This is a genomic window from Yersinia aldovae 670-83 (assembly GCF_000834395.1).
GTDB classification, from domain to species: domain Bacteria; phylum Pseudomonadota; class Gammaproteobacteria; order Enterobacterales; family Enterobacteriaceae; genus Yersinia; species Yersinia aldovae.
On record NZ_CP009781.1, the window covers coordinates 2,297,012 to 2,309,573 of the forward strand.

A 12,562-nucleotide genomic window follows, 5' to 3' on the forward strand; every position below is an offset into this window, starting at 1 on the left:
TAACTGGTTTAGCTGATAGTAGTGATGTCGTTATATCTCGCTGGCGAGAAAAGAAGATAATAATAAGACAAATATTAATGCAGGTAGAATTCGCTTGGATCTTCTTAAGAAAAAATCACTTACTGAGAAATTACCTTTTTTTAAGTCTGAAAATATAATAGATGTTATCAAAAAACCGGATAATACAAAAAATATATCTACGCCTAAAAAGCCTCCTCTGAATAGTTCATAGCCAAAAATAGACAATTTTGCATGATAAAAAACGACTGCGAAAACAGCGACGGCTCGTAATCCATCCAACTCAGTTCTATATCTCGTGTTGTGGGACATACAATTCTCTATATTACAATGAGTTTTTATTTTCTTCTTTCAAAAAACAATTATATACAGAAGTATTTACACAGGTAAACGCATTAATGCAACCAGTTGATTTATATCATATTAACAAGTTATCCGCGAAGGAAACTACGCAGTTAAATCTGTAATATAATACAACTTATTCCTAATGCTCGATGAGATCACTGTATGAGAATATGCTGTGAGATATTTTTGTGAGATGAAAAACATTGCTCAATTCAAACACCTGTCAATATGACGTCTCGCGCAAACATGGTAGAATCTATTGATGACTACGTTGCGAGATTACAATCATGAAACCGATCAATGAGGAAACGCTGCTCGCTAAGGCTGAAAGCCTATGCCTACAACGAAACGTCCGGTTGACCCCGCAACGTCTAGAGGTATTACGTTTGATGGCCCAGCAGCCCGGTGCTATCAGCGCTTATGATTTACTGGATCTGCTACGAGTTTCTGAGCCGCAAGCCAAACCGCCTACAGTTTATCGCGCATTGGACTTTCTGTTGGATCAAGGGTTTATTCATCGCGTCGAGTCAGCTAATAGCTATGTGTTATGCCATCATTTTGAAGAGCCGACTCATACTTCAGCGCTATTTATCTGTGACCGCTGCAAGATAGTGACCGAGCGCACTACCGTCGGGATTGAAGAGGCCTTGGCGCAATTGGCAAAGCAATCAGGTTTTGCACTGCGTCACAGCGTAGTAGAGGCACACGGTTTATGTGCGGAATGTGGGGTAGTTGAAGCATGTGAAAGCCATGATCACTGTGATCACGACCACTCAATTGTGACGAGAAAGAAGTAGATACCTGGCGATAAAGATCACACTGTCGCTAAAAGGCGGCAGTATTAGACAGCTTTGAGCAATACAAACAGATTTACCCCAGTGCAATAGACGTAAATACTGATATATAAATAGAGTGTGGGTAGCATTCTTCAGGATAAGACACATCCATGTGTCTATAGCGATATAAATCAGACAGTTAGAATGGATTATATTAAAATATATTCACTCACTTCATTGTCAATTATATATTATCACACTAACAAGAAGGTATTATTTAATTAAAACATTCATGAAAATAAGAAAGCCGATTAATTTATACCCTAAATAAACGCTTATATCAGATCCAGTCGCCATTACGGATGACACCAACGGCCAATCCTTCAATAGTGAAGCTTTGTTCACGCAGATCGACAACAATCGGCTGGAACTCACTATTTTCTGGCAGAAGTTGTACGATATTACCCTGTTTCTTCAAGCGTTTGACCGTCACTTCATCATCAATTCGTGCGACAACCACTTGCCCATTACGCACATCTTGCGTTTTATGTACCGCTAGCAAGTCGCCATCCAGAATACCGATATCTCTCATCGACATTCCGTTTACCCGCAGCAGAAAATCTGCGCTCGGTTTAAACATGGAAGGGTCTACTTTGTAGTGGCCTTCGATATGCTGCTGTGCAAGCAATGGCTCACCTGCGGCAACTCGGCCAATCAACGGCAAACCGTCTTCTTCTTCCATCAGTAAACGAATGCCACGGGAAGCGCCGGAAACAATCTCGATCACGCCTTTACGGGCCAGTGCTTTTAAATGTTCTTCCGCGGCATTTGGAGAGCGAAACCCCAGACGCTGCGCGATTTCGGCACGGGTCGGTGGCATACCGGTTTGCGCTAAGTGATCGCGAACCAGGTCATAAACCTCTTGCTGTCTGGTAGTTAGTGCTTTCATTCCGCCCCCTGTTTGTTTATACAGTCTTGCTGTGAGTATATACAGGTAAGCGAGCATTGGGAACCAAAGAGTGAATAAAAACAGGGATTAATCACTGTTTACATCGACAGCACTGTTCGAGCCTTTATTGACCAATATGCTGCCAAAGTACCGTTATCCATACAAATAGTGCTAATCCAATCGCTAAAAACACTGCGGCTGACCCCATATCTTTTGCCCGGCCAGAAAGTTCGTGAAACTCACTACCAATACGATCGACGATAGCCTCGATAGCACTGTTTATTACCTCTATAATGATAACTAAGATCACGCTGGAAATAAGTAAGATACGCGCTATGGCACTCACATCTAGCCAGAAAGCCAGTATGATGGCAGCAATAGCGGTGACGATTTCCTGACGAAAGGCGGCTTCGTTTTTCCAGGCTGCCATTAACCCTTTAACAGAATAACCGGCCGCTTTATAGATTCGGGTTAATCCTGTTGATTGATTCGCCATGTTTTATTGCCTTTATCTTAAGTTAATGATGATTTTTGCCATTTTATGTTGTCTCATCACCACAGATCTCAAAACCAGTTTCTGGTATCCTTGCGACGAATTGCTAACAAGAGGCTTCATGTAGTTATGTCAGGTTGGCGTAAAATATATTATAAGTTACTGAATTTACCACTTAAACTGTTGGTAAAAAGCAAGGTTATTCCGGCAGATCCTGTGACTGAGTTAGGGTTAGACCCTTCTCGTCCCATTCTGTACGTTTTGCCTTACAATTCTAAGGCTGATTTACTGACTTTGCGAGCGCAGTGTCAGGCACAGGATCTGCCCGACCCATTGATTCCATTGGAAATCGATGGTGTGCAGCTGCCCAGCCATGTCTTTATCGATAACGGCCCAAGGGTGTTTCGTTACTATGCACCCAAACAAGAATCGGTAAAGCTATTCCACGATTATCTCGATTTACATCGCAATAATCCGGCGCTGGATATCCAAATGCTGCCGGTTTCCGTGATGTTTGGCCGCTCTCCAGGGCGTGAAGGCCACGGTACGCCACATCTGCGCGTACTGAACGGCGTGCAGAAATTTTTTGCCGTATTGTGGCTGGGGCGCGATAGCTTTGTGCGTTTCTCTACCACGGTTTCACTGCGCCGTATGGCCAGTGAGCATGGTACAGATAAAACGATTGCCCACAAACTGGCGCGCGTAGCAAGAATGCACTTCTCACGTCAGCGTCTGGCCGCGGTTGGTCCAAGCCTACCGGCGCGTCAAGACCTGTTCAAGAAGCTTTTGACCTCCAAAGCGATTGAAAAAGCGGTCGCCGATGAAGCGCGCACCAAAAAAATCTCCCACGAGAAAGCACAGCAGAACGCCATTACACTGATGGAAGAGATTGCCGCAGACTTTTCATATGAAGCCGTGCGTCTGTCTGACAGGGTTTTGAGTTGGACGTGGAACCGCTTGTATCAGGGAATTAACGTCCACAATGCAGAGCGCGTGCGGCAGTTGGCGCAAGATGGTCATGAAATCGTCTACGTGCCTTGCCATCGCAGCCATATGGATTATCTGCTGCTCTCTTATGTGCTTTATCATCAAGGGCTGGTGCCGCCGCATATCGCCGCCGGTATTAACCTTAATTTCTGGCCTGCCGGCCCAATCTTCCGCCGTTTGGGTGCGTTCTTTATCCGCCGTACCTTTAAGGGCAACAAACTCTATTCAACGGTATTCCGTGAATATCTGGGTGAGTTGTTCACCCGTGGCTACTCAGTGGAATACTTTGTTGAAGGTGGGCGCTCACGTACCGGCCGCCTGCTGGAACCTAAAACCGGCACGCTGTCGATGACCATTCAGGCCATGCTGCGGGGTGGCTCACGTCCAATCACGCTGGTGCCGATTTACATCGGTTATGAGCATGTAATGGAAGTGGGTACTTACGCTAAAGAGTTGCGCGGGGCGACCAAAGAGAAAGAGAGCCTGTTGCAGATGCTGCGTGGCTTGCGCAAACTGCGTAATCTCGGTCAGGGCTATGTGAACTTTGGCGAACCCATTCCGCTGACAACCTATCTGAATACCAACGTGCCGCAATGGCGCGATGCTATCGATCCGATTGAAGCACAGCGCCCAAGTTGGTTGACGCCTGTAGTAAATGATTTGGCCGGTAAGATTATGGTCAGAATCAATAATGCGGCAGCGGCGAATGCCATGAACCTGTGTTCAACCGCATTATTGGCTTCACGTCAGCGTTCACTCACTCGCGAGCAGTTGCTTGAGCAACTCGATTGCTACCTGCAATTATTGCGTAACGTGCCTTATGCGAAAGACGTCACCGTGCCGGATAAAACACCCGAAGAGTTGCTTAATCACGCCTTGAATATGAATAAATTTGAGGTGGAGAAAGATAACATTGGTGACATCATTATCCTGCCACGGGAACAAGCGGTGCTGATGACTTATTATCGCAATAACATCCAGCATTTGCTGATCCTGCCATCACTGATTGCCAGTATGGTGATGTACCAGCGGCGCATCACACGCGCCGAATTGTTACGTCAGGTCAGCATGATCTATCCCATGTTGAAAGCTGAATTGTTCCTGCATTACAGTAAAGAACAGTTGCCACAAACGTTGGATACGCTGATTGATGAACTCGCTCGCCAGCAGTTGATCTGCGATAAAGGGACTGAAGTAGTACTGAACCCGGCCCGCATCCGCCCACTGCAATTACTGGCAGCCGGTGTGCGGGAAACCCTGCAACGTTATGCGATTACTCTTTCGTTACTCAGTGCGAACCCAAGCATCAATCGGGGTGCGCTGGAGAAAGAGAGCCGCATTATGGCGCAGCGTTTGTCTGTGCTGCATGGAATTAACGCACCGGAATTCTTTGATAAGGCGGTGTTCTCAACATTGGTCGCCACCTTGCGAGAAGAGGGCTATATCAGTGACACCGGTGATGCCGTGCAAGAGCATACACTGGAGGTTTACAACATGCTGAGTGTGTTAATGACGCCGGAAGTGAAGCTGACCATCGAGAGCGTCAGTATGCCGGCTGAAACCAATAATCTGCTGCCTCAACCCGCAGCAGAGGATAAACCGGAAGGTTGATTACTCACAGCTTTAAGCAAAAGTAATAAACAAAAATGGCCGGATTCATCATCTGGCCATTTTTTTGACTGTTTTCCAGAGGCTTATTTACTGCCAATAACTGATCAGAATCCCAAGGAACAGCACCAACCCGACGTAGTTATTATTCAAAAACGCCCGAAAGCAGGGATCACGCTGACGTCCGGCAATCATCTTCTGTTGGTGGACAAACAGCGCACCCGCCAGCAAGACTGACCAATAAAACGCCCCGCCAAGATTCATCAACCAGCCAACCGCCACCATCAGCACCAGAGTTGCCAGTTGCAGCAATCCGATGATCAGTTTGTCCTGCTGACCAAACAAAATTGCGGTAGATTTGACACCAATTCTCAGATCGTCATCACGGTCAACCATCGCATATTGAGTGTCATAAGCCACCGTCCAACAGATATTTGCCAACAATAACAGCCAACAAACCAGTGGCAAACTTTCGCTGACCGCAGCGAAGCCCATCGGGATTGACCAGCCAAACGCAGCACCTAGCACCACCTGCGGCAGGTGAGTTACCCGTTTCATAAACGGATAAATCCAGGCCAACGCCAGTGCCGCTAGCGATAACCCGATGGTCATGCTATTGAGGGTTAGCACCAAAGCAAACGAGAGCAATACCAAGACCACAAACAGGATTTTGCTTTCTTTCTCACTGACAAGGCCGCTGGGCAAGGGCCGTGATGCAGTGCGTTTTACAAAGCCATCAATATGTCGATCAGCGTAATCATTGACGACACAACCGGCTGCGCGCATGAAAAGAACACCCAAGACAAAAACAATCAATATTTTGGTGTCGGGAATCCCTTGCCCTGCGAGCCACAAGGCCCATAACGTCGGCCACAGCAGCAATAATGAACCAATAGGTTTATCAAGACGCATCAAACGGCAATACGCTAGCCATTTGGTATGAACAGTATTTCCCTTCAATTTATCAGTCTCCAAAATCTCACCACCACTTAAACTGAATACAGCGGCGAGGCTGGTAAAAAAACTTCCGTCAATAATAGGGGTTTGCCCGACAAACGCAGTAGAGAGCGGCGCGCCCACTGCGCCTCTTGGCGGCCTACTTGGATATAGTCTCGGGTTAGATTGTCACCACCGAATAAATAGCGCCCAAGGGGGAGTGTGCCTAGATCCACCAGCGCCCGATCAGGCCCAGACAGTGTTTCTTCGGGGATGATAGTGCGCCCCAGCAGCCACGGCTCATTATCACCGCACAAGATGATTTCCCGCAGCCAATAGCGCTCACTCACCGGCAGATACTCTGCATCTTCCCCTAACTCATTACGCGTAATAAAGCGTTCTCGCTGGGGTTCGACATGAACTCGTTGGCAATGTTGCTCAAAACGCCGGGTCATCGACCCCAACTCCATCAGCCAATCGGCAATAGCGGCTGGCAAATTCGGCTGCTCAATGGCAGACCATTGGATAGGTTTTATAATTGATGTATCGCCGGTAGACATACAACTCGCTCCCTGACGAGGATAAAACATCTATCCCGCTAAGTCGTAAATAGGGTGGCATTGTAGCGCAGATTAGACAGTTAGCGGCATCTGATTATCATAACCACAACAGCTAATTAACCAAGATGCCTTCGACGAATATATAAGCCATATGATATTTAAATGAGGTGGGAGAGTAGTTAAGCAAGGCGCAGTAGCCGTATATTAAACCCAACGAAAAAAGGTGCGCCAAAGCGCACCAATCATCCAGCCATATTCAGCAGTGCCGGGAGTTAACCCTTGCCTTTTACACTACTAATAAAGGTTTTTCGGGCTGAAGTTGAGCCTAAATGTTCTGCCTCATTCAACAGTTTCAGCGCCTTATCGACATCACCGGCTTTCACCGCATCTTTAATCGCCTGGTTGAAGTAGTTTTCAGTCTCACTCAGCATTGGCTCTGCCACTTTTGTCGGCTGTGGCGCTGCGGCTACAGCAGCAGGCTGAGGAGTATTACCGACCACAACTGGCGTTGGATTTGGCGCTGACTGAATCAAACCAATCATCACATTGCCCATGCCCTGTTCGGCAGTGGCTTTGATTTTCAAGTTGCCGGTTGGAGTATGTTTAGCCATTGGGTCTGGAATATCAGGCACCGCATTACCCACGCCCATCGCATAAGCTTTGGCAGGATCCAACAGTTTGGTGGTTTTGACCAAATCATCGCGGGTGGTGTAGACCAGCAGATAAATTTGTTTCTGACCCAGCGCTGGCGTCAGTTTCATCACCCCTTGCAGGCGGTCACTGGTCATAATACCCGCTTTTTCATAAGTGAAATAGCTGGACGGATAGTACGCTGCGGGGCGCATTTGCTCATCCAACACTAATACGCTAGGAGAATAAAGCTGATTATCGATCACTAAACTGCTAAGTGTAATCTCCATTGAGCCACGGTCAGCAGGTAAAGCAAAAGCCGCAACCGCCCCTGTAATATTGCCCTGCGAAATTTGCGGGCTGGCAGAAGTCAGTTTGATATCTTGCGTCGCCGGTGGCACTAATGGCTGCCACGGCACATGCTGTAACGTGGCTGTACTGATTGTCGGCGCGATAGAAACATTTGCCGGAGAAATCGTTGATTCGGCTTGCACCGCCAGAGGTGCAATCACCCCCATAGCCAATGCCAGACAGAGTGACAGAAGATTCTTTTTCATTGTTATACCTCATACATTGAGCGTCAGCGCTAACTGTGCACAGGCAAGGTCGGCAGAGTTAACCAATCTACCCGTCGTATTTCAAGCTGCATGGGCGTTGGCTGCACTCCATCACCCGGCTCACTTACTTGTTGTAAGCGCATCGGGATTATGAGCCTCAGCTCACCCTATGGGCCTGCGCAAGCGCTGTTCAAAATGGTTTACAACCAATTTGTCTCTCGCTTGCCGCCTTCTTGCAACTCGAATTACTTAGGGCATCTCACTTTTCTTGTTTAAAAAATCAAACAGCCGCCCCAAAGGACGGCTGCGTCACTGCTGTTACCACCAGGCTTCGAATTGCGCACCAAAGGTCACTTCATTGCTCTTACCACGGCTGTCAGTACCTACGGAGCCGTTCTGTGCCAAGCCGTAATCAGGGCCGTTGGCACCATTTGGCAATGTAGCGTTGTTATAGCCCCACTTCTCATCCCAGTTGGCGTAAGTTGCGAATACACGAATTGCCGGACGTGACCAGATGCTGTCGCCCGCTTGCCACTGTTGTGCCAACGTCAGTTTGTACTGGCCGTTACGGTCACCGGTATGCTGCGACTTAACGTTATCGTAACCCACTTCCAGCAAGGTACTCATGATTGGCGTCCATTTGTACATCGGGCGCACGCCCACGCTGTACCAGGTGGTGCCGTTGTTGTTGTCCCAGTCAGTATCCTGATATAAGGCAACGTACATCATGTCCCACTTCTCAGCCAGATTAATGGCACCGTGGTCAATCACTCGTAACATATGGCCGTTATTATTGATTGATGTCCCTTGGGAATGACCACTGTTGTAGGAGGTCATTGAATCTGTGGCATATTGCAGAACAAATTTGTTAAAACCACCCATCATGCTTTGGGTATGTTCGGTGGTCAGCATCACGCCATCTTTAGAAGCCCCCGGAGCCAGAGAGTAATCATCCTGAGCATTGGCGCGGCCGTAATCCACACCAAATTCCAGCGTTCCGCCTGGATTGGTCTCTAAACCAGCCAAACGCACGTCAAAGACGTCGTTAACGGTGTGATCAGCATCTTTACGTTGATTGTCGATCCAGGCACTTGACCCACCCGCTTCTGAGTTACGGGTTGCTGCCAGAGATAACTTGCCAAAGCCCAGATCAATCGCTTCCACACCTGCACCTGGGCCTGAGATATCCCAGTAGTAGAAGTCAATCATATGGACGTCATGACGTTGGTAGAAGCGTTTACCGGCCCACATGGTGGAGCCTGGTAACCATTCGATCAGATTTTTACCCTGCACGTTGGCTTCGCGAAAAGCCGGTGAAGTAGATTCCCAGTCATCGCGCTGTGAAACGGAATACGCCACGTTGGTATCGAAGTAGAAGCTCTTGTCGCCTTCTTTCCACAATTCCTGGCCTAACTTGATTTCCGCATAGGTTTCACATTCGTTACCCAGACGGTATTTGCTTTGAGCACCGGTGGCTTTGAAACATTGTTGTTCGCCACCACTTCCCGTCCAGCCGATACCGGAACGTGCATACCCGTGGAAATCGACAGCCATAGCTTGAGTGGAAAGAACACCAGCGGCAACAGCCAGTGCTATCGGTAACTTGCGCAGAGTAATCATCAGTAATCTCCTGTTATATTTGCCTGTCGGCATGCGTGCTTTACATTCGGCGTTGGCTAAACGCCCAGCTCTTGATACAGCCGTTTACACGCTGTGCCATCCTCACGGAACAGATGACAGCGTTGTGGCGGCAGGCCAATCGCGAATGTTGCACCTTCTTCTACCAGCACCACGTCGTTCTGGCGGTAAACCAGGTTCTGACGAATTGCCGGGATTTGGATATGTATTTGCGTTTCGTTACCCAATTGCTCCACCACCTGAATGTCGCCTTCCAGCGTCACTTCAGAGGCACTGCTTGGTAGCAGATGTTCCGGGCGAATACCCAAAGACATATTTGCACCGACCTGAACCCTCTCTCCCTCCACTGGCAGCCACACTAGCTGACCATTGGGATTTGGCAGTTCTATCTGCACCTGATGAGGTTCAACTGCGGTCACTTTTACCGGTAAAAAATTCATTTTTGGCGAGCCGATAAAGCCCGCGACAAAGCGGTTGGCGGGGTAGTGATACAGCTCCAGCGGCTTACCGACTTGCGCCACATTGCCGGCATCCAGCACCACAATTTTGTCGGCCAAGGTCATGGCTTCGACCTGATCGTGGGTGACGTAAATCATGGTGCGCTGTAGACGCTTGTGGAGGCGCGATATCTCAATGCGCATCTGTACTCGCAGCGCGGCATCCAGATTGGAAAGAGGTTCATCGAGCAGGAATACATCCGGCTCGGCGACCAGAGTGCGGCCTATCGCCACGCGTTGGCGCTGGCCACCGGATAGCGCTTTTGGTCGTCGCTCCAGCAGGTGGGCCAATTGCAGCACTTCAGCAACCTGATTCACCCGTTGGTTGATTTCCGCTTTCTTCACACCGGCCAATTTCAGGCCAAACGACATGTTCTCTGCCACTGAAAGATGGGGATAAAGCGCATAGGACTGAAACACCATGCCAATACCACGCTCAGACGGCGGCACGTCGTTCATCCGTTTGCCACCAATCAGCAGCTCACCGGAGGTAATGTCCTCAAGACCGGCAATCATCCGCAGTAGCGTCGACTTGCCACACCCTGATGGGCCGACAAACACTACAAACTCACCGTCATCGATTTCCAAATTGATGTCTTTGGAAATCACAGCCTCACCAAAGGCTTTATAAACGCCGCTCAGCGTCACATTAGCCATCTGTTACTCCTTTGCTCGCGCAAACAACTCTTCATATGGACCTGAATAAAGAAAATGGCGGAAGCAAATCCCGGCATGACCCTTCGATAACTTCCCACCCTAATGACTCTCTGCTGCGCGCCGTACCGCCATGCTTCGCAAGGTTGCCCCGGACGACGTCGCGGCCTGAGTATAGGGCTGCACGTTAGTTAACGCGTCAATGTCTTGATCTATTTGGGTAATAATTAATCGAACAACACCCTTTAATGGATAAGCCCTGCTTCAATGGCGAAGCTGCCCTTCAATGGCGGTGATAGTGCGCGACTGTGCTTATCCGGTAATCATCCGTAACAAAACTTTTCATGGGGGAGGAGATAGGAGGATGAGAGAACGACCGATGTGGGCATAAGTTCCACTGCAAAGACAAATTCGTGATCTGGCTTACAAATTTCGACCTGCATTATCGTGCCTGACACCACAGAATAGGTCGCAGTGTTAAGTGGGTCACAATAACTCGCAGGGGGGCGTAGAGAGGGGGAGGATGGTCTATGTCAGGTTGTGACTCACTATGTCAGCGTATTCATTTACAGCTTATGATTCACCAAAAGTCGGTACCCACAAATTTGGATAAAAGGATTGGACTATGACTCGCAGCTTCACAAAATCCGGCCTGAGTAAGACCGCTCGTATTTTGGCTATTTCGGCGCTAACCACGCTGGTGCTCTCTTCCTCTGCTTTTGCCAAGATTGAAGAAGGTAAACTGGTTATCTGGATCAATGGCGATAAAGGCTATAACGGGTTGGCAGAAGTCGGTAAAAAGTTTGAAAAAGACACCGGCATCAAAGTGACTATCGAACACCCAGACAAACTGGAAGAAAAATTCCCACAAGTAGCCGCCACTGGCGATGGCCCGGACATCATCTTCTGGGCACATGACCGCTTTGGCGGTTATGCACAATCGGGCTTATTGGCAGAGCTGCACCCGTCGAAAGCGTTCCAGGAAAAACTGTTCCCATTCACATGGGACGCCGTTCGCTTTAACGGCAAACTGATTGGTTACCCAGTGGCCGTCGAAGCGCTGTCGCTGATTTACAATAAAGACCTTATCAAAGAAGCACCGAAAACCTGGGAAGAAATTCCGGCGTTGGATAAAACCCTGCGTGCCAATGGCAAAAGTGCCATCATGTGGAACCTGCAAGAACCCTACTTCACCTGGCCGGTTATCGCCGCAGATGGCGGTTATGCCTTCAAATTTGAAAATGGCGTGTATGACGTGAAAAACGTCGGTGTCAATAATGCCGGCGCGAAAGCGGGCCTGCAATTTATCGTCGATCTGGTGAAGAACAAACACATCAATGCTGATACCGATTACTCCATCGCCGAAGCGGCCTTTAACAAAGGCGAAACTGCGATGACCATCAATGGGCCGTGGGCCTGGTCTAACATTGATAAGAGCAAAATCAATTACGGCGTAGCCTTGCTGCCCACTCTTCACGGCCAACCCTCCAAGCCATTCGTTGGCGTGCTGACAGCAGGTATCAACGCCGCCAGCCCGAACAAAGAACTGGCGACCGAGTTTTTGGAAAACTATCTGTTAACCGATCAGGGATTGGCGGAAGTAAACAAAGACAAACCACTCGGCGCGGTAGCTCTAAAATCATTCCAGGAGCAACTGGCAAAAGATCCACGTATTGCGGCAACGATGGCTAACGCGACCAAAGGTGAGATTATGCCAAATATTCCACAAATGGCCGCCTTCTGGTATGCAACCCGCAGCGCGGTGCTAAATACCATCAACGGGCGTCAAACGGTAGAAGCTGCACTGAACGATGCAGCAACGCGTATTACCAAATAACCGTTTAACTTGCAAAAGGGGCGCGGTTCACCGTGCCCTGACACCGTTTTCAGTCGTAGAAGTCGCTAATAGAATGA

The 12,562-nt window shown here is 48.6% G+C and carries 11 protein-coding genes; 3 read left to right on the forward strand and 8 right to left on the reverse strand.

The window, feature by feature from the left end; translation table 11 throughout:
- Positions 1–30 precede the first annotated feature (30 nt).
- The gene (locus AT01_RS22285; protein WP_235427131.1) at positions 31–330 is read right to left on the reverse strand and encodes an acyltransferase family protein; all 300 of its coding nucleotides are present in this window, start codon (positions 328–330) and stop codon (positions 31–33) included.
- Between the two features lie 320 nt (positions 331–650).
- Between AT01_RS22285 and zur the strand changes: the two genes are divergently transcribed.
- Positions 651–1,160: a zinc uptake transcriptional repressor Zur gene (gene zur, locus AT01_RS10480; RefSeq protein ID WP_042547115.1), complete on the forward strand. Its 510-nt coding sequence runs from the start codon at positions 651–653 to the stop codon at positions 1,158–1,160.
- A gap of 319 nt (positions 1,161–1,479) precedes the next feature.
- On the opposite strand, the gene lexA is transcribed toward zur, so the two are convergent.
- Positions 1,480–2,088: a transcriptional repressor LexA gene (gene lexA, locus AT01_RS10485; protein WP_004704739.1), complete on the reverse strand. Its 609-nt coding sequence runs from the start codon at positions 2,086–2,088 to the stop codon at positions 1,480–1,482.
- A gap of 124 nt (positions 2,089–2,212) precedes the next feature.
- Complete coding sequence (locus tag AT01_RS10490; protein ID WP_004704738.1) at positions 2,213–2,584, reverse strand: diacylglycerol kinase; 372 nt, start codon at positions 2,582–2,584, stop codon at positions 2,213–2,215.
- Positions 2,585–2,710: 126 nt separating this feature from the next.
- On the opposite strand from AT01_RS10490, the gene plsB reads away from it, so the two are divergent.
- Positions 2,711–5,179, forward strand: a complete 2,469-nt coding sequence (plsB, locus tag AT01_RS10495) for a glycerol-3-phosphate 1-O-acyltransferase PlsB (RefSeq protein ID WP_042547116.1) — start codon at positions 2,711–2,713, stop codon at positions 5,177–5,179.
- A gap of 87 nt (positions 5,180–5,266) precedes the next feature.
- Here the strand turns inward: plsB and ubiA are convergent, their stop codons facing one another.
- From ubiA to malK, 5 genes are all read right to left on the reverse strand, one after another.
- Positions 5,267–6,136 carry a 4-hydroxybenzoate octaprenyltransferase gene (ubiA, locus tag AT01_RS10500; RefSeq protein ID WP_042548591.1) on the reverse strand — a complete coding sequence of 290 codons (870 nt, stop codon included), beginning with the start codon at positions 6,134–6,136 and terminating at the stop codon, positions 5,267–5,269.
- A gap of 29 nt (positions 6,137–6,165) precedes the next feature.
- Positions 6,166–6,672 carry a chorismate lyase gene (ubiC, locus tag AT01_RS10505; protein WP_042547117.1) on the reverse strand — a complete coding sequence of 169 codons (507 nt, stop codon included), beginning with the start codon at positions 6,670–6,672 and terminating at the stop codon, positions 6,166–6,168.
- A gap of 272 nt (positions 6,673–6,944) precedes the next feature.
- Positions 6,945–7,859: a maltose operon protein MalM gene (gene malM, locus AT01_RS10510; protein ID WP_042547118.1), complete on the reverse strand. Its 915-nt coding sequence runs from the start codon at positions 7,857–7,859 to the stop codon at positions 6,945–6,947.
- A gap of 318 nt (positions 7,860–8,177) precedes the next feature.
- Positions 8,178–9,479: a maltoporin gene (locus AT01_RS10515; protein WP_042547119.1), complete on the reverse strand. Its 1,302-nt coding sequence runs from the start codon at positions 9,477–9,479 to the stop codon at positions 8,178–8,180.
- A gap of 56 nt (positions 9,480–9,535) precedes the next feature.
- Positions 9,536–10,651, reverse strand: coding sequence for a maltose/maltodextrin ABC transporter ATP-binding protein MalK (gene malK / locus AT01_RS10520; RefSeq protein WP_042547120.1), 1,116 nt, complete (start codon positions 10,649–10,651; stop codon positions 9,536–9,538).
- Positions 10,652–11,273: 622 nt separating this feature from the next.
- Between malK and malE the strand changes: the two genes are divergently transcribed.
- Positions 11,274–12,485, forward strand: coding sequence for a maltose/maltodextrin ABC transporter substrate-binding protein MalE (gene malE, locus AT01_RS10525; RefSeq protein ID WP_042547121.1), 1,212 nt, complete (start codon positions 11,274–11,276; stop codon positions 12,483–12,485).
- Positions 12,486–12,562 lie beyond the last annotated feature (77 nt).

Coding starts and splice junctions, on each gene's coding strand:
- AT01_RS22285 (WP_235427131.1), bottom strand. CDS start 330: ATGTCCCACAACACGAGATATAGAACTGAGTTGGATGGATTACGAGCC.
- zur (WP_042547115.1), top strand. CDS start 651: ATGAAACCGATCAATGAGGAAACGCTGCTCGCTAAGGCTGAAAGCCTA.
- lexA (WP_004704739.1), bottom strand. CDS start 2,088: ATGAAAGCACTAACTACCAGACAGCAAGAGGTTTATGACCTGGTTCGC.
- AT01_RS10490 (WP_004704738.1), bottom strand. CDS start 2,584: ATGGCGAATCAATCAACAGGATTAACCCGAATCTATAAAGCGGCCGGT.
- plsB (WP_042547116.1), top strand. CDS start 2,711: ATGTCAGGTTGGCGTAAAATATATTATAAGTTACTGAATTTACCACTT.
- ubiC (WP_042547117.1), bottom strand. CDS start 6,672: ATGTCTACCGGCGATACATCAATTATAAAACCTATCCAATGGTCTGCC.
- malM (WP_042547118.1), bottom strand. CDS start 7,859: ATGAAAAAGAATCTTCTGTCACTCTGTCTGGCATTGGCTATGGGGGTG.
- AT01_RS10515 (WP_042547119.1), bottom strand. CDS start 9,479: ATGATTACTCTGCGCAAGTTACCGATAGCACTGGCTGTTGCCGCTGGT.
- malK (WP_042547120.1), bottom strand. CDS start 10,651: ATGGCTAATGTGACGCTGAGCGGCGTTTATAAAGCCTTTGGTGAGGCT.
- malE (WP_042547121.1), top strand. CDS start 11,274: ATGACTCGCAGCTTCACAAAATCCGGCCTGAGTAAGACCGCTCGTATT.